16 protein-coding genes are annotated in these 17,097 nt (G+C 70.9%); 8 read left to right on the top strand and 8 right to left on the bottom strand.

What is annotated here, in order from left to right:
* Positions 1-98 precede the first annotated feature (98 nt).
* A complete protein-coding gene (locus tag ABZ808_RS06420) occupies positions 99-770 on the bottom strand; it encodes a hypothetical protein (RefSeq protein WP_357001699.1) in 672 nt (223 codons plus the stop codon).
* Positions 771-971: 201 nt separating this feature from the next.
* Here ABZ808_RS06420 and ABZ808_RS06415 point away from each other — a divergent pair, with 201 nt between their 5' ends.
* From ABZ808_RS06415 to ABZ808_RS06400, 4 genes are all read left to right on the top strand, one after another.
* A complete protein-coding gene (locus ABZ808_RS06415) occupies positions 972-1,970 on the top strand; it encodes an RNA polymerase subunit sigma-70 (protein ID WP_357001697.1) in 999 nt (332 codons plus the stop codon).
* 219 nt (positions 1,971-2,189) lie between these two features.
* Positions 2,190-3,680, top strand: coding sequence for a hypothetical protein (locus tag ABZ808_RS06410; protein ID WP_357001695.1), 1,491 nt, complete (start codon positions 2,190-2,192; stop codon positions 3,678-3,680).
* Positions 3,681-3,757: 77 nt separating this feature from the next.
* Complete coding sequence (locus ABZ808_RS06405; RefSeq protein WP_357001693.1) at positions 3,758-4,381, top strand: DUF6518 family protein; 624 nt, start codon at positions 3,758-3,760, stop codon at positions 4,379-4,381.
* A 384-nt stretch (positions 4,382-4,765) separates the two neighbouring features.
* Positions 4,766-5,089 carry a hypothetical protein gene (locus ABZ808_RS06400; protein ID WP_357001691.1) on the top strand — a complete coding sequence of 108 codons (324 nt, stop codon included), beginning with the start codon at positions 4,766-4,768 and terminating at the stop codon, positions 5,087-5,089.
* 409 nt (positions 5,090-5,498) lie between these two features.
* On the opposite strand, the gene ABZ808_RS06395 is transcribed toward ABZ808_RS06400, so the two are convergent.
* Complete coding sequence (locus ABZ808_RS06395) at positions 5,499-6,431, bottom strand: NmrA family NAD(P)-binding protein (protein ID WP_357001689.1); 933 nt, start codon at positions 6,429-6,431, stop codon at positions 5,499-5,501.
* A 103-nt stretch (positions 6,432-6,534) separates the two neighbouring features.
* Between ABZ808_RS06395 and ABZ808_RS06390 the strand changes: the two genes are divergently transcribed.
* Positions 6,535-7,095, top strand: coding sequence for a TetR/AcrR family transcriptional regulator (locus ABZ808_RS06390; protein WP_357001687.1), 561 nt, complete (start codon positions 6,535-6,537; stop codon positions 7,093-7,095).
* Between the two features lie 133 nt (positions 7,096-7,228).
* On the opposite strand, the gene ABZ808_RS06385 is transcribed toward ABZ808_RS06390, so the two are convergent.
* The gene (locus ABZ808_RS06385; protein WP_357001684.1) at positions 7,229-8,281 is read right to left on the bottom strand and encodes a saccharopine dehydrogenase NADP-binding domain-containing protein; all 1,053 of its coding nucleotides are present in this window, start codon (positions 8,279-8,281) and stop codon (positions 7,229-7,231) included.
* A 95-nt stretch (positions 8,282-8,376) separates the two neighbouring features.
* Here ABZ808_RS06385 and ABZ808_RS06380 point away from each other — a divergent pair, with 95 nt between their 5' ends.
* Positions 8,377-9,327 (top strand): helix-turn-helix domain-containing protein, encoded by a 951-nt coding sequence (locus ABZ808_RS06380; protein ID WP_357001682.1) that lies wholly within the window; start codon positions 8,377-8,379, stop codon positions 9,325-9,327.
* Here ABZ808_RS06380 and ABZ808_RS06375 read toward each other — a convergent pair.
* From ABZ808_RS06375 to ABZ808_RS06355, 5 genes are all read right to left on the bottom strand, one after another.
* Complete coding sequence (locus ABZ808_RS06375) at positions 9,319-11,379, bottom strand: glycogen debranching N-terminal domain-containing protein (RefSeq protein ID WP_357001680.1); 2,061 nt, start codon at positions 11,377-11,379, stop codon at positions 9,319-9,321. The genes ABZ808_RS06380 and ABZ808_RS06375 overlap by 9 nt on opposite strands.
* A complete protein-coding gene (locus ABZ808_RS06370) occupies positions 11,376-11,738 on the bottom strand; it encodes an SCP2 sterol-binding domain-containing protein (protein WP_357001678.1) in 363 nt (120 codons plus the stop codon). The genes ABZ808_RS06375 and ABZ808_RS06370 overlap by 4 nt, the downstream gene beginning before the upstream one ends.
* Before the next feature lie 137 nt (positions 11,739-11,875).
* On the bottom strand, positions 11,876-13,084 hold the full coding sequence (locus tag ABZ808_RS06365) for a hypothetical protein (protein ID WP_357001676.1): 1,209 nt from the start codon (positions 13,082-13,084) through the stop codon (positions 11,876-11,878).
* Positions 13,071-13,616 (bottom strand): sigma-70 family RNA polymerase sigma factor, encoded by a 546-nt coding sequence (locus tag ABZ808_RS06360; RefSeq protein WP_357001674.1) that lies wholly within the window; start codon positions 13,614-13,616, stop codon positions 13,071-13,073. The genes ABZ808_RS06365 and ABZ808_RS06360 overlap by 14 nt, the downstream gene beginning before the upstream one ends.
* A 285-nt stretch (positions 13,617-13,901) precedes the next feature.
* The gene (locus ABZ808_RS06355) at positions 13,902-14,081 is read right to left on the bottom strand and encodes a hypothetical protein (protein ID WP_357001671.1); all 180 of its coding nucleotides are present in this window, start codon (positions 14,079-14,081) and stop codon (positions 13,902-13,904) included.
* A 266-nt stretch (positions 14,082-14,347) separates the two neighbouring features.
* On the opposite strand from ABZ808_RS06355, the gene ABZ808_RS06350 reads away from it, so the two are divergent.
* Together ABZ808_RS06350 and ABZ808_RS06345 are read left to right on the top strand one after the other, a co-directional pair.
* Entirely contained in the window at positions 14,348-15,301 is a 954-nt protein-coding gene (locus ABZ808_RS06350; protein ID WP_357001668.1) for an SRPBCC family protein, read from the top strand.
* A 26-nt stretch (positions 15,302-15,327) separates the two neighbouring features.
* Positions 15,328-16,500: a zinc-dependent alcohol dehydrogenase gene (locus ABZ808_RS06345; protein ID WP_357001665.1), complete on the top strand. Its 1,173-nt coding sequence runs from the start codon at positions 15,328-15,330 to the stop codon at positions 16,498-16,500.
* Positions 16,501-17,097 lie beyond the last annotated feature (597 nt).

Here is a 17,097-nt window from a genome sequence, read left to right as displayed (position 1 = left end):
CCCTCGTCGGCGTGACCCGCACCGTAACCCGACCCGCCGATGGGACCGCCCTGACCCCGGACCTGTGGACCAGGGCGGGCCGTTCGCGGGTAATGGGCTCAGTCGAGCACCGACTCGCCGCCCGGGTAGGCGAACGACGCACGCGGTGAGTAGAAGCCCCAGACGATGTTCAGTGGATCGGCCGGACGCAGGGCGTGCACCGGGTGGTCAGGTTCGAGGAATTCCAGCGACTCGACCTCGAACGGGTCGACCGGCTCCGCCACGAACGGGTAGTTGCCGCTGTGCAGCCTGCCGTCCAGCCGGGTGAGGTAGCGCAGTTGGCCCTGGTTGACGGCGTCGCCGGTGCGCCCGACGCGGGCCGTCGTCCTGATCACGGGTACGCCGTCCGCCTCGGTGGTCGCGATCAGCCGACGCCCGCGTACCTCGATGGTGGTCCTTCCCGGGGTCGCCGGCACGCCCCGGGCGGTGGCATACGCCCGGACGACCGGACTGGAATTGAAGTAATGGGTCCACCAACGACCGGGCGTGACACCGTCGGGAGCGTCGACCCCGGAGAGGTCCGGCCCGATGTACGTCAGGGAGTACGCGCCGAAGCCGGAGGTCTGCCCGGCGTCGTCGACGACGTACTGGTTCACGAAGACCTGGTGGTTCGGTGCCGGCGTGAGCCCGTCGGGCACCAGGGCGGCCACCGCGTCGGGGTCGGCCGGCAGCCAACCGAAGTAGAGCATTCTGCTGTTCACGACGAGCTGCGGAGCGACGAGTTCGGTCACGAGGGCTCCTTCCGCTGGGCATCGCTAGGTAGCCGCGACGCTACGGAGTAGCCCGACGCCCGGACAACGACGGATTGCCGACATGCACACCCCAGTACCCGCTGACAGCAGGGGGGCGCGGCAGGGTCGCGTGGTGATGAGTTGTCGCGCCCACACCCGTCACACCTCCGACAGGACACGACGAGGCGGAAGGATGACGTGATGAGTGCGGACACACGGCTGACGGAACTGGGCGTGAGTGATCTGGGCGAGGTCGACGAGCCGGCGTTCACAGGGCTGGCGAATCGGCACCGGCGGGAGCTGCACGTGCACTGCTACCGGATGCTCGGGTCCTTCGAGGACGCCGAGGACACCGTGCAGGAGACGTTCCTGCGGGCCTGGCGGCGGCGCGAGACCTTCGAGGGGCGGTCGACGTTCCGGGCCTGGCTGTACCGGATCGCCACCAACGCCTGCCTGGACCTGCTCGCCAAGCGCCGCCCGAAGCCCGCGACCGGCGGCGAGGTGCGGTGGTTGCAGCCCTACCCGGACCGGCTGCTCGACGAACTGCCGGCGGGCGACGCGGACGAGCCGGAGGCCGTCGCCGTCGCGCGGGAGACGATCGAGCTGGCGTACCTGGTCGCCGTCCAACACCTCGCGCCGCGCCCCCGGGCCGTGCTGATCCTGCGGGACGTGCTCGGCTGGCCGGCGAAGGACGTCGCGGAGCTGCTGGGGGACTCCGTCAACTCGGTGAACAGCGCGTTGCAGCGGGCCCGCGCCGGCATGCGGGAGCACCTGCCCGCCGAGCGGCAGGACTGGACCGGCGGCGAGGAGGACACCAGGACACGCGAGCTGGTACGCCGCTACACCGAGGCCAGCGTGGCCACGAACGTCCCGGCGCTCGCCGCGATGCTGCGCGAGGACGTCCGGTCCTCGATGCCGCCCACCCCCGGGGTGTACGTCGGGCGTGACACGGTCGTGAACGACTGGATCGAGGGCGGTTTCGAGGGCATGACGGGCCTGCGCGGTGTCCCCACCGCCGTGAACCGGCAGCCCGCCGTCGCCTTCTACCACTGGCGGGAGGGGGAGGGCGCGTACCTGCCGCTGACGATCGACGTCCTGCGCGTCACCGGCGGGGCGATCACCGAGATCACCACCTTCCACGACGACCAGTTCGCGCGGCTCGGGCTCCCGGAGCGCCTGCCGGCGGACGGCACGGAGTAGCCCCGGTGCACGCCAATCACTCGACGATGGAGGAACGACATGAGCAGCACCAATGACACCGGGGTCGTCGCGGACCCTCACCGACGAATCCGGCACGTTGAGCTGGCGGGCGGCGTCCGCTCGTCGCCACCGAGCGGACGCGGCAGGAGGCCACCGCTCAGGCATACTGGCTGACGTCCGGTAGACGGTCGCGCGTCGGCGCCTCACGGGGGAGAAGCGTTGCCGAATGATCATGTCCCCACCGGCAACCCGGGTGATGCGAAAGGTCGGCGACCGGCCGTCAGTCGTCGTCGCCTCCTCACCGGCGGTTCCCTCGTCGCCGCGTCGCTGCTGGGCCAGGGCCTCGTCAGCAGCTCCGCACCGGCGGCGGCGGGCACCGAACTGTCGGTCGGGAAGGTCGACATCACCCCGGCGGCCGGCACCTACCTGGCCGGTTACGTCGCGGACGCGCCACGCCGGTCGGCCGGGGCCGCCGCCGCGCTGTTCGCGCGGTGCACCATCTGGTGGTACGCGGGAGAGCCGCATGTCCTCGTCAGCGCCGACGTCCTCGGCTTCGCGCGCGGCCTGCACAGGTCGATCCGCAGCCAGGTGGTCGGCCTCGGCCTGACCTCGGAGAACTTCGCGCTGACCGCCACCCACACGCACAACGGCCCCGTGCTCAGCGACAAGCCGGATCCGTTCATCGCCTACGGGATGGACGCCGACCAGCAGGCACAGGTGCATGCCTACAGCGACCGGTTGGCCGCCCAGATCGTGCGACTGGTCCGCGACACGCTCCGTGGCCCGCAGGTGACCTGCACCCTCGACTACCAGGTCGTCGCCCAGCACTTCTCCTACAACCGGGAAGGGCTGTCGCACGTGGAGTCGGACGTCCCCATCCTGACCGCCCGCACTCCGGGCGGCGAGCCCCTGGCCGTGCTGTTCGGCTACGGCTGCCATCCGGTGACGGCCGGGCCCCAGACCATGTTCGATCCGGACTACCCGGGCTACGCGGTCTCCCGGATCGAGGAGACAACCGGCGCGTTCGCCCAGTTCCTCCTCGGGCCGGCCGGCGACCAGGACCCCATCGGCGCGCGGAGCTGGGACCAGCGGAGCCGGCGGGGCGGTGAAATCGCACAGGCCGTCACGGACGCGATGACGCGACCGGGCCGGTCGGTCGTCGGTCCGACGGCGACCCACTACCGCGAGGTGGACCTGCCGCTGGACGTGACGCTGACCGAGGACAACCTTCGGCAGATGTCGGTGGCCCACACCACGCGCTTGACCAACGCTGGCCTACGTGGCAATTACCGTCGGCACGCGCAACAGATGATGACCCAGGCAGAGACCGGCACGTTCGCGACGTCGATCCCCCTGCCCGTTCAGTCCTGGAGATTCACCGGCAGCCCCGACCTCCGGGTGCTGCTGGCCGGCGGCGAGATCGTGTCCGGCTACGCCGTCGACTTCCGGGAGCGATACGGCACGTCGAGCCAGTTGCTGTTCGCCGGCTACGCCAACGAGGTGCCCGCGTACGTGCCCACCGACGAGGTGCTCCGCAAACCGTCGACGTATGCCGGCGGCATCGACCACGACTTGCCGGGGATCGCCGGCGGCTCGATGACGGTCTACGGCTGGCCGGGGCACCTCAGGGGGAAGCCAACCACGGAGTCTCCCGACGGAGTGGAGCAGATCCTCAGCGCCGCGCTCGCCGCGGCACTGAAGGCTGCGTAGCCAACCCTGTCAGCGACATGCCGGGCGATGAGGGCCGTCCCTGGTGGACTTGGGCATACTCGGTATGCTCTGCCGTCATGCGACCTGGTGATCGGACGGTGACGCTCGCCTCCGTGGTGGGCGGCTTCCTGCTCGGCTTCCTCGACTTCTGCTGGATCAAGTGGCTGCCGTTCCCCGTCGCCGAACTCGGCAACTCCACCGCGACCTGGGCGGTTGCCGCCTTCTTCTTCGGCTGGTGGGTGCGCTCCGGGTGGGTACGCGCCGCACTCGGTGCCACCGTCCTGCTCGTTGTCGCGGTGCCCAGCTACTACCTCGCGGCGGCCCTCCTGCAGGGCGACGACCTCGCGGTGCTCTGGTCGCCGACGTCGCTGGTCTGGATGGTCTTCGGGGTGCTCGCCGGGGTGGTCTTCGGCACCGCGGGGACCTGGGCGCGGGGCACCGGGTGGCGGCAGGTCGTCGGGGTCGCGCTGCCGGCAGCCGTGTTCTTCGAGGAGGCGGCCCGGTTCGCCGGCAAGGCGAACGACCCCAACTACTCCTCCGGCGCGTGGTGGAACGTCGCCATCGACCTCGCGCTGGGTCTGCTGATCGTGCTGCTGACAGGTAGGTCACACCGTCAACGGGCGCTCGCCGTCGCGGTGGCCGTGCCGCTGGCCGGCGCGATCCTGGTGAGCTTCGCGGTGGCCGGCGCGACCCTCTCGTAGACCAGTGCCTCACCCTCGTTGGCGTCAACCCCGCCCTCGACCAGTTCACCGACCTGGCCGAGCGCATCAGGGCCGACGCCGAGGGCCAGGCGCGCGAGTGCGGCCGGAGCCTCGCGACCCGCGCTCGACCCGGGAACGAATAGTCATCTGGCCAGGCCCCGGAAGACGAATTGATCACCTCCGGGACATCGGCTAACGTGCGCGTCCGTGAAGTCGACTCGTTTTGCCTCTGCCCTGTTGATTCTTGCCGTCGCGACGGCTCTCGCCGCCTGTGGTGACGGAGATGCGGCGTCGACCGCCGGTTCCACGACACCTGCCCCCACGTCCGCCGCGCCATCCTCGGCAGCCGTCTCCGCGCCGGCTTCGTCGCCCGCGGCCGCCTCCATGAGCGACAAGGACCTCTGCGAGTCGGCGAAGAAGGCCAGCGACGAGATGAAGGCGGAGCTGGTGAAGGTCGCCACGGCTGGTGAGCCGTCGGCGGCCGATTTCAAGAAGATCCTCCTGGAGTTGGAGCAGAAGGTGACCACGGTTGCCACGGCCGGCGGTGACAGCAAGCTGGCCGCTGCCCTGCGGCAGTTCGGCGCCGAGGCGTCCAAGGCCGCAGCGGCGGCGGACCCGGCGGAAGCTGCCGACAACCCGGCCTTCGAGAAGGCCGGAAAGGGCATCACCGACGCGTGCAAGGCCGCCGGGGTCAGCGTGATTCTCTGACCATCGTGGCTCAACTGACGCCGGCCGTCGTGGCGCACCTGGCCACGCCGGCCGGCGTCAGTCGTTGCTGGTCCCGTCTTTCACGGTGCCGCTCTTTCACGGTGCCGCCTCGGCCAGGGACCGATGGTCTGACGCCGACGCAGCCTGGCGCGCGGGGCGGGGGACTGAGGGGTTAGCGTCCTTTGGAGTTGATGTCGTAGACGATTCAGCCGCGCTGGCGGGGTTTCCGGTCCGCGAGGCGCACCGTCCTCGCCCGAGCGGTGATGTCGCAAACGATTCAGCTCCAAAGGCAGCGACCGGCACACCACCCCACCCACCACTACCCACCCACCACCCACCGCTCGGCGCCGCGTGGACCCGGATCGCCGTCGCCCCGGTCGGGAGAGTGGACCCGTGGGCGCCGAGAGGCTCAACGCCGCGACGGGGAGCGCAGAGCGTCGCGCGCCCAGTCCTCGAACGTCGTGAGGGGAATGCCGAGGGCTCGCGCGTACTCCGGGCGGGCAGGTTGCCCGGCCACGTCCATGTGCGCGTGCGCGGTGCCGGCATACGCCGGCATTCCCGCCGCGATCGCCTCCTGCTCGGTCATGTCAGGGGCCATCAGTTCGGTGCCGAGCGCGTCGGAGAGGACCTTGGCGATCTCCGCCATCGTCAGGTAGTCGCTCGCCAACTCCAGCTCGACCCCGTGGAACCGAGCGGGTTCGGCGATGGCCGCGGCGGCTGCCCGGCCGATGTCGTCGACCGCGACGAGGGAGAGCGACGTCTGGGGCTTCAGGACAGTCGCCAGGCCGTTGGCAACACCACGAGGGATGAGGTACGCCGCCGACGGCAGGAAGTTCTCCATGAAAGTGCCCGGCTTGATGAGCGTCCAGTGCGTGAAGCCCGCCTCGCGTACCCGATCCTGGATCCCGGCCTTGGTGCGGTAGTAGGGCTCCAGAGCTGCCCAGCGGCCCTCGGCCCAGCCGGGGGTTTCGGTGTGCTGCCCAGCGCCGGTGACGGATGTGTGAACGAACTGCGGCACCTGCGCGGCCAGCGCACCCTCGATCAGGTTGACGGCCTGGGCCAACTCGCCGTCGAAGTCGATCGTGTTTCCGTTCATCGCGGGCATCTGCACCGAGAAGACGGCGCGGGCTCCTCGCGCGGCAGTGACCAGCGAGTCGCGATCATTGAGGTCGCCGGTGACCAGCTCGGCGCCGAGCGCCTCGACTGCCCGCGCCCGGTCGGTTGCCGGGTCGCGGACCAGTGCCCGCACGGGTACGCCGGCCGCGAGCAGGGCGCGGACGGTGGCACCACCCTGGTTTCCGGTGGCGCCGGTGACCAGGACGGGTGCGGAATCGGTGGGCATGAGGAGTCTCCTGTCGCGAGCAGCATTAAACGGCGGGGCCCGCCGTTTCTGCTTCCGATAAGATACGGCGGACCCCGCCACTTAGCAACCGAGAGGTGCCGCCATGTCCACCCAGCGAGCGGACGCCCGGCGCAACTACGCGCGACTGCTCGCCGTGGCCGAGCAGGAGATCGCCGCACACGGCGCCGACGCGTCCCTGGAGCAGATCGCCCGCATCGCGGGAGTCGGCTCGGCCACCGTGCGCCGGCACTTTCCCAGCCGCCACGCCCTGCTGGACGCGGTCTTCCGCGGAGTCATCGAGACGCTGTGCGCCCGTGCCCGCGACCTGTCCGACGCGGCCGACGCGCGGGCCGCGCTGCTGGAGTGGCTGACCGCCGTCAACGGGTACGTCACCACCATCAAGGGACTGGCCATCGCGCTGACCCGCGACTGCGTCGTCGAGGCGCACGAGCACTGTGCCTCGACGCAGCTCACCGAGGCTGGCGATCCACTGGTACGTCGGGCCGTGCGGGCCGGTGCCGTGGCACCAGGTGTCACCGTCACCGACCTGCTCGCGCTGGTCACCGGCATCGCCCTGGCCACGGAGCACCACCCGGACCCCGCCGCCGACGCGAACCGGCTCCTCGACCTGGCGGTAGCGGGAGTCAGCCCTCTGCGGGAGTGATCAGCCTGAACCCAGCCATAGTTCGCGGGTCGGGGACGGACTTCTGACGCTGATCTCCGGCTGGTTCTCCGATGGGCCAACCTTGGAGCCGGCTCACCGCTGGGGGTGGGCCGAGCAGATGCTCCCCGCGTCGTCAGGGTGCCCCACTGATCATCCGCTCGGTGGGGCACGCTTCGACCACGATGTGTGCGGACAGCGCGTCGAGGAAGTCCGGCGCGTCGAAGATCGCGCCGGCGGAGGCGACGCCGCTCGTCCTCGTCTCACCGGCAAGAATCCGCCGGACCGCCTCGACGGCCAACGGTGCGCTGATCGCGTAGATGTCCTGGCCGCTGACGACGACGCGTCGTCGCCTGTCGCCGGAGCAGACGACGGCGTCGACGACGAACCTCTGCGCGGACCGGCCGAGCACGTCGACCGCGACCGGTGCCGGTGTGCCCGCGGCGGCCAGGTCGGTGGCCGCGTCGGTGGTCATGTAGCTGCGGACCTCGGGGATGCTCAGGTGACTGGGGACGGTGACGACATCCGCCATGCTGAACCCGTCGAGGACGCTGCGGCGGCCCAGAGGAGCGGGAAAGTCCCAGTCGATCCTCGGCAGTTCACGGTCGGCGACGTGGTACTCCAGCCGGCCGCCGGTGAAGCGGACCCGGCGGCCGTCGCGCCGATCGCGGGAGACCACCCCGGAGGCGACGGTCCCGGCCGTGGGGTGCCAGCTGCTCAAGCCGTACGCGACGTGCGCCTCGTCGGCCCGCGTCCAGTCGCCCATCGCCGTGGTGACCAGAAGGTCGCCGAACCCGCCGAAGAACGCCATCGCCGGGACCACCGCGACGCCCGCGGTCCGCGCGCGGGCACTGAATCTGGTGTACGTGTCGACGACGGCCTCGATCTCGGCCGCCACATCCACGTACGGGATTCCGGCGCGCAGGGCGGCCTCGATCAGCGGGGCTGCGGTGAAGGCGAACGGGCCGGCGCAGTTGATGACCGCCGCCGCGCCCGTCAACGCCCGGTCGAGCGAGGTCGGATCGTCGACCGACGCCACCCGATGGTCGAACCCCGACGCCGCCAGCGCCTGGAGCTTGCCCTCGTCACGGCCGAGCAGCAGCGGCGTGAACCCGCGTTCGCGCAACTCCGTCACCACGAACCGTCCGGTGTGCCCGTACGCCCCGAACACCGCCACGTTCTGACTCATCTGAAGCTCCCTCGACAGATCGACTACGGAAAGCCTCGCAACAGCGGCCGGCAGCAACCAGTGTCGGGAACGCCATGTCCCGTACAGTTTCGGACATGACCACTGTCGCGCTCGTCGCCACCGACGGGATGCTGCACTTCGAGCTGGCCATGGTCTGCGAGGTCTTCGTCCACGACCCGACCGGCCTGGCCGACCCGTGGTACGACCTCGCGGTCTGCGGCCCGAGCACAGTGCGGGTCGGCCGGTTTCAGATGGAGCCGGACGGCGGCCTGGACCAGCTCGCCCGCGCCGACACCGTGATCATCCCTGCCGTGGAGGACATCGACGCGGACGTGCCACCCGACCTGCTCGACGCCGTCCGCGCGGCCCACCAGGCCGGCGCCCGGATGGTCTCGCTGTGCACCGGCGCGTTCGTGCTGGCCGCCGCCGGGGTGCTCGACGGGCTGCGCGCCACCACCCACTGGGCCCACACCGACGCGCTGGCCGCCCGCTACCCTCGCGTGCGGGTCGACCCGGACGTGCTCTACGTCGACAACGGCACCGTGCTCGCCTCCGCAGGCAAAGCCGCCGCGATCGACCTGTGTCTGCACCTGATCCGTCGCGACCACGGCTCGACCGTCGCCAACGCGGTCGCCCGCCGCCTGGTCGTGCCTCCGCACCGTGCCGGCGGCCAGGCCCAGTACGTCACCACCCCGGTGCCCGCCCGCGACGACCACCCGCTCGGCGACCTGCTGCCCTGGGTGATGCGACGCCTGAACCGGCCGTTGACCGTCGAGGACCTGGCCCGCGAGGCAAACATGAGCTCCCGCAACCTGGCCCGCCACTTCAGGTCGGCCACCGGCACCACCCCGTTGCGGTGGTTGTCGACGCAGCGGATCCGCCGCGCCCAGGAGTTGCTGGAGATGACCGACGACAGCATCGACGTCATCGCCGAGGCGGCCGGGATGGGCACCGCCACCACGCTGCGCCGACACTTCCACCGCACCGTCGGCGTGCCCCCGGACGCCTACCGCCGCACCTTCCGCAGCGCCGGGCCCTCAGCCTGACCGTTGAGTGTCGGGGCGCTGGCGGGCGAAGGCGTCCACCCGCCCCCAGCGGCCCGGGATGTCCAGCAGCGCGATCCGACCGAAGGCGGACGGCAACGCCGGATCCACGGCGAGGTGGTCCTCGTGCGGCGAGATGCCGAGCATCGTGCGGATGAGCAGCATGGACGCGCCACTGGACCAGGCCTGCGGGCTGCCCGCCGTCGGGTACCGCACCGGGTACCGGGTGGTGTGGCGGTCGTACCCACCGAACGCCTCCGGCAGCCGCCCCTGAAAGTAGGTGGCGGCGGAGAAGATCCCCTCCGCGATGCGACCCGCCTCGGCGCTGAACCCGTACCGGCGCAGGCCCCACGCGATGAACGAGTTGTCGAACGGCCACACCGTGCCGTTGTGGTAGCCGAGCGGGTTGTAGCGGCCCTGCCTCTCGGCGAGGGTGCGTACCCCCCAGCCGGAGAACAGCGCCGGACCCATCAGGTGCTCGACGACCCTCGGTGCTCGCTCCGGCGGCACGATGCCACTCCACAGGAGGTGCCCGATGTTCGAGGACAGGCTGTCCACGGGAGTCCCGTCGCCGTCGAGCGCCAGTGCGTAGTAGCCCCGGTCGTCGAGCCAGAAATCCCGGTTGAAGCGGTCGTACAGGGCCGCCGCCTCGCGTTCCAACCGGTCGGCGTAGTCGGGGTCACCCCAGACGGTACGGGCGAGGCGCGCTCCTCGGATCTTGGCGTCGTAGGCGTACCCCTGGGTTTCGCAGGTGGCCCTCGGGAAGCCCGGAAGCCTCCCGTCGGCGTACGAGATGCTGTCCCAGGAGTCCTTCCAGCACTGGTTCTCCAGGCCGGTGGCGCGGTTGCGCCGCTCGTACCAGATGTAGCCGGTCCCCGTCAGGTCCGCGTACCTGTCGATCCACTCCAGGGCCGCGCGGGCCTCCTGCTCCAACTCGACCACCAGCGCCGTGTCGCCGCTCCACCGCTCGTACTCGTCGAGCAGCACCACGAACAGCGGTGAGGCGTCCACCGTGCCGTAATAGGGGGAGTGTGGCTGCTCCTCGAACGCCGCCGACTCCCCGTAGCGCAGCTCGTGCAGGATCCGACCGGGATCCTCCTCCAGCACGTCGTCTCTGCGGGCGCCCTGGAGCGAGGCGAGGATCCGCAGCGTCGGCGGGGTCAGCGACGGTGTGACGGCCAGGGTCTGTAGGCAGGTCAGCAGGCTGTCGCGGCCGAACAGGGTCATGAACCAGGGCAGCCCGGCCGCGGGTACGGTGGCGCCGCCGAGCGAGAGCGGAGCGAAACGTAGCGCCGCCAGGTCCACCAGGCTGCGCTCGTACACCTGCTGGAGCGGGACGCTGTCGGTGTCCAGTTCCGGGGCCTGCGCGACCCACTCCCGCACGCTCTCGGGCAGGGTGGAGTCGCTCGGCCGCTGCGCCCGCAGGGCCAACCGGAGATCGACATCGTCCGGGCGCAGTGCCCGCATGACCACGTGCAACCGAGTCGACCACTGCTCCCCGGGCCGCAGCCGCAACGCGAACCGCAGGCCCTGCGGGCCGAAGGTGGCCGGCTCACTCGCCGTCACGGAAACCTCGCGGCGGAACGTGCCGCGGCGGTAGCCCAGGCGCAACTCGGTCGGCTCGATCTCGGTGTAGTGACAGCCGACCTTGTCGTGGAGGTCGAACTTGATCTCGAAGATGTCGGCGAAGTCGGCTGCCACCTCAAGCCGTACATCAAGGTCGAGGTCCTTGTCACCGTAATTGAAGATCGTCAGCGACTCGGTGAGGTCCGGGCCGATCCGTCGCCGCCGGATCGCCGACACGTCGGCCTGCACGTAGTCGACCGCCCCGCCCGGCACGACGAAGAACGTGACCTCGTAGTACTTGCTGTCGTCCACCGACAGCGCGGTCAACCGTTCCCCGTTGATGGTGAGCACCCAGCGGGACAGAAAACGTGTGTCGGCGGCGAACAGCCCCACCGGCGCGCTGCTCGACGACTCCACGTCACCGCTGGCGTCCGACACGATGAAGGTGTTGCCGTCGAGGCACGACACGGTGCCCGGGACGTCTCTCACGAGGTGTTCTTCGTCGTCGGCGGGCCACCCGGGTCGGACGCCGACGGGAACAGCCGGCCGACCCGCAACGCCAGGGCGAGGTCACCGTCGACCAGGATCTCGCCGCGGGTGATCGCCGCCAGACCGTTCACCTCACCCCGCGCCATACCGTCGGCGACCTGCGCGGACACCCGGATGACCGTTCCGGCGGGATCGGCGGCCCGCCGCACGCGCAGATCGCCGTGGTCGATGGTCAGCAGCCACTGCTCCACCCGATCACCATCCCGGATGTCGAACCGGACACTGCCCCGAACCTTGTTGAATCGAGGATCGGGGCCGCCCGCCGTCAACCGCTCGAAGAAGGCACTGGTCGCCGTCATCCGACCTCCGCAGGCGCTGGTAGGAGAGCAGATCGGCTACCCGCTGTGCGTGGCCGCTAACCTGGGGTATTCACGACGAAGACTCCGCCGGCCGTGTCCGTGACCCAGGTCGAGGCGGTGGCCGCATCGCCCACGGCTCACGGCGCGAGCGTGACGCGCGACCAAGTGATCCCGTCGGTGGTGACCAGGGCGTGGTCAGGCTCTCCAGTCGACCCGTCGTCGCGCCCGAAAAGCCAGGCGTAGCCGGGCGCGACGCTGACCGAGCCGACGAACCGGCCGTACTCCCGCGCGACCGTGAAATGCCGCCCGCTGTCCCGGCTGACCAGGAGCTTCGCGCGCCGTTCAGGCTCGGTACCCCCGCCCGGGGTGAGCACCAGTAGGGATCCGTCCGACCCGACAGTGAGGTCGTAGTATGTCTCCGCCGGCAGGTCGGCGCCGGTGTCCGTCCACGTCTTCGCACCGTCCGTGGTCCTCAGGAGCTTCACCCCACCGGTCGTCTCCCGCGGGGCGACCAGCAGGTACCCCTCCCGGTCATTGAGCCCGACCACCGACACAGCGCTCGCGTCGTCTCCCACCTCCCAGGTGGTCCAGGTAGCGCCCCGGTCGACGCTGCGGGCCACCGTCGATCCCGAGGCGCCTCCCATTCGGTAGATCGCCCAGATGCTGCCGTCCGCTGCCGGGTAGAGGCTGAACAGTGGACGCCAGGAGGGCGCCTTGGCGGTGAGCCGATACACCGTTCCACTCGACGGGTCCACCGCCAGCGGCTGCGCCAACGGTCCACAGTCGAACCCGCAGAGGACGGGTCGGGCCGTCGCCGGGAACGCGGGTACGGCGACGATCGCGGAGTTTCCGTCCCGCCAGGTACGGCCGTAGTCGGTGGAGAGGCGGGGCAGCCCTGAGTCCGTGACCAGGTAGGACCGCTCACCGAGTACGGAGAAGTCAACGCTGCTGCCCGGCGTCAGGGTGGTGGAACCGGCCGTACATCTCGTGCCCTCGAAGCGCGCCGCGTCCCAGTCCGACCAGCTCCGGCCGGCGTCGCCGGTGTACGTGAAGTGCAGGACGCAACCGTCCTGCCGCACGTCGACCCCGGAATCGGGCCCGGTCAGTGTGAGTTCCCTGAACTGCGCGGGCGACGGTTTCGCCGGGTCGACTGGGGCGGCCCGGTCTGGCTCGCCCACCAGCGGTACGACAGCGAGACCGGACAGCGCGACAAGGGCGACCGCTACCATCGCGATCGACCGGTGTCGGCGGGACCGGGCCGCGGATCGCAGCTCTTCGACGGGCGGCTGCCGGACGGCCTCGGCGACAACGTCCACGTCGAATCCGGAGAACTCACGACCGGACATCGATCCTCCCGGTTTCCGTGGTGTCGGTGTCGGCAGTTTTCTCGGGTTCGGCTCTCTCGGGTTCGGCGAGCAGCGCCGCCAGGGCGTTCCGTCCCCGGGACAGCCGGGACTTCACCGTTCCGGACGAGACGCCCAACGTGGCGGCGACCTCGTCCACCGGCAGGTCGACCAGGTAATGCAGCGCCAGGGCGTGCCGCTGCCCCTCGGGCAGTACGCGCAGGGCGGCGAGCAGGGCGAGGTGGTCCGGGGAGTGGTCGGCGACGGCCGGCGGCGGGCCAATGCGGCGCAGCAGGCCGTCGAGTACGCGGCGGCGGCGGTACCGGCTGCGGGCCCAGTTCACCGCGACCCTGCGCAGCCACGCCTCCGGGTTCTCCAGCCCGGCGAACCGCCGTGGCGACACCAGTGCCCGGGTGAACGCTTCCTGGACCGCCTCCTGCGCCTCGTTCAGGTCACCGGTCACCGCGTACAACTGGACCACCAGCCGTCGGAAACAGCCGGCGTAAAGCTCGGAGATCAGATCGCCGTCCGACACCGTCACCTCCCTTCTCCACCACTCCCACCAACGGGCTGGGAAGAAGGTTCCAGTGGCCGGTCAGGATATGACGACGCGCGCTCGGCCGCCGGATCTTTCCGATCAGCCCAGGTCGAAGTCGACCACGACGGGGGCCCGTCCGACAGGCACGGGGGTCGCGGCGTCGAAGCTGGCGGTGTCGCGGTGCCACTCCGGCAGCCGGTACGAGCAGTCGCACCGCAGCTCACCCGCTGCCCCGGAAGCAGACGCAGCGTGTACGCGTCAGCGTCCGCCACGCCGACCAGGTCACCGGTGACCGTGTTGAAGGCCACCACCTGGGCGTAGGTGGCCAGTGTCGGACGGCCGGACCAGGAGGCGGTAGCGGCCGGGCGTCACCCCGTTGACGCTCAGGCTGCCCTGCTCGTCGGTGCAGCCGGCATGGCGACCGGACTGCTCCTCGCCGAGCAGGACCGAGGTCAGCGCCACCCGGTCGACGGGAACGAGTGCGGCACAGGCCCGGGGCGGCAGCCCGACCGTAGCGCCCCGAACACGATCGGTGCGGATCGTGTCGCCAAGGTGATGTCGAGAGGCGTGCGCCGCGTTTGTGCCCAGAGCGTCTCCGCGCCAGGGCCGAGAGACGTTCTGGGCAGAAACGGACACCGGAGGCGGGACTACGGCATAGCGTCACGGTGGCGGATCCACCGCCCGAGCCGCCGCGACGACGGCGGTCCGCCGAGCGGAAGGGACCGGACATGGACCGTGTCGACGGGGTGCGCCTGCCGGAACTGGAGAGGGCGGAGCCGGGTAAGGCGCTGCCGCGGGCGCTGGGCGGGCTGAGCCTCGCGCTCGGCGTCGGCGCGCTGGTCGAGCCCGCGCCGGTGGCCCGGCTCATCGGGGTCGACGACTCCCCAACGGCGGTGGCGGTCGTCCGGGGCGTCGGCGCGCGGGAACTGTCGCACGGCGCCGCCCTGCTCGCCGGCCGTCACCCCGGCGGCTGGGTGTGGACCCGGGTGGCCGGCGACGCCATGGACCTGACGCTGCTCGGTCGGGCACTGGCAGACCGGCGCGGTGAGCGCCGCCGACGGCTCGCGCTGACCACCGCCGTGATCGCCGGCATCACCGCCGTCGACCTGGCCGTCGCCATCGCCGCGACCCGCGCCCGCCGAGCCCGCGACCGCATGATCCGGATCAGTCTCGGCGTCACCGTCAACCGCTCGCCCGCCGAGGCGTACCGGTTCTGGCGGGATCTGGAGAATCTGCCCCGGTTCATGGCGCACCTGGAGTCGGTGCGCGCCGACGACCTGCGCCGCTCGCACTGGATCGCCCGCGGCCCCGCCGGCCGGCACATCGAGTGGGACGCCGAGATCGTCGACGACCAGCCGAACCGGTCCATCGCCTGGCGGTCGCTGCCCGGCGCCCGAGTGCCCAACGCCGGTCGCGTCCGCTTCCTGCCCGCGCCGGGCGACCGGGGCACCGAGGTACGCGTCCAGCTCGGCTACGCGCCGCCCGCCGGATCGCTCGGCCGCGCCGTGGCCAAGCTCTTCGGCGAGGAACCCGAGCAGCAGGTCCGCGACGACCTGCGCCGGTTCAAGCAGATGCTGGAGGCGGGCGAGGTGGTCCGCTCCGATGGCAGCCCCAACGGCATCTCCGTGCGCCAGCAGGTCATGCAGCGCCCGGCCCAACCGCTGCCCGACACCCGCCGCTGATCGCGACCCACCACAGAGGACTCCGCATGAAGGCCACCGCCTGGATGGGCACCGACCGCGTCAAGGTCGTCGACGTACCCGAACCGAAGATCATGAACGCGCGGGACGCGATCGTGAAGATCAGCACCACCGCGATCTGCGGCTCCGACCTGCACCTCTACCACGGCTACATACCCGCGATGCGCAAGGGCGACATCCTCGGCCACGAGTTCATGGGCGAGGTCGTCGAGGTCGGTCCGCAGGTTCGCAACCTCGTCCCCGGCGACCGGGTGGTGGTGCCCTTCCCGATCGCCTGCGGCCACTGCTCCTCCTGCCAGCGCGGCCTCTACTCGGTCTGCGAGAACTCCAACCCCAACGCCGGCGTCGCCGAAAAGGTCATGGGCCACTCGCCGGCCGGCATCTTCGGCTACTCCCACCTACTCGGCGGGTACGCGGGAGGCCAGGCCGAGTACGCCCGCGTGCCGTTCGCCGACGTCGGCCCACTCAAGGTGCCCGACGAGGTCCCCGACGACCAGGCGGTCATGCTCGCCGACGTGTTCCCGACCGGCTACATGGGCGCCGAGATGTGCGACATCAAACCCGGGCAGGTCATCGCGGTCTGGGGCGCGGGGCCGGTCGGGCTGCTCGCGGCGGCCAGCGCCCGGCTGCTCGGCGCCGAACAGGTGATCGTCATCGACCGGCTCCCGTACCGGCTGCGGCTCGCCGAGCAGCACGCCGGCGCCGAGACGATCAACTACGAGAACGCCGACGTGCTGGACACCCTCAACGAGATGACCGCCGGTCGAGGGCCCGACGCGTGCATCGACGCCGTCGGCCTGGAGGGCCACCACGGAAACGCCGCCATCTACGCGTACGACCGGGCGAAGCAGGCCACCCGGACCGAGACGGAACGGCCGTTCGCGCTGCGCGAGGCGATCCTCGCCTGCCGCTCCGGCGGGGTGGTGTCGGTCATCGGCGCGTACGGGGGCGTCGTCGACAAGTTCCCGATGGGCGCGTTCATGAACCGGTCGCTGACCATGCGTACGGGCCAGTGTCACGTCCAGCGCTACACCCGGCCCCTGCTGGAGCGCATCCGGCGCGGCGAGATCGACCCGAGTTTCGTCGTCAGCCACCGGATGCCGCTGCGCGATGCCCCGAAGGGCTACAAGATCTTCCAGAAGAAGCAGGACGACTGTACGAAGGTGCTGCTCAAGGTCTGAGTGCGTGCAGCCCCCCAGCATCCGGACAATTCTTCCCGCCTGTCGGGACGCCAGCGATGATCGACTCCATGTCGGCGACATCGCGGTATCCGGGTCGATGGGACACCGCGATATCGCCGATCCCGTGTGGATCTCAGCTGGCGGGCGGCGGGTCGCCCGTGCTGGGTTCGCGGACGGTCGGGTCAGTCGCGTGGGCAGGGGTGGCGCGTTGGCTGGAGCCGGCGGGCGGGCAGTCGCGGGGGCAGGGCTGGTGCGCTTGCTGGAGCCCGCGGGTTTGCCGCGTAGGGAGGTGTGGCGGGCCGTCTGGGTCGGCGGGTCTGCGGGGTGGGGAGGTGTGGTGCGCTGCCTTTGGAGCTGATGTCGTCAGCGATTCAGCCCGGCTGTCTGACTGTCGTTCCGTGGTCGCACAGACCATCCAGCGCCCGCCTCGGCCGGGGTCCGCTCCGGCCGGGGTCCGCTCCGGCCGGGGTCCGGTCTGGCCAGCGCCGCCGGGAGCCGCGCAGTGGAGGTTGCGGCGCCCATCCGCTGCTCGCATCCACGTGTGCCCGCCGCCGGGTGCTGATGACGCAAACGATTCAGCTCCAAAGGGGCCGAGCA

The organism is Micromonospora sp. NPDC047527 (genome assembly GCF_040643015.1).
Classification (GTDB): domain Bacteria; phylum Actinomycetota; class Actinomycetes; order Mycobacteriales; family Micromonosporaceae; genus Micromonospora.
This window is presented reverse-complemented; position numbering and strand designations above follow the sequence as displayed.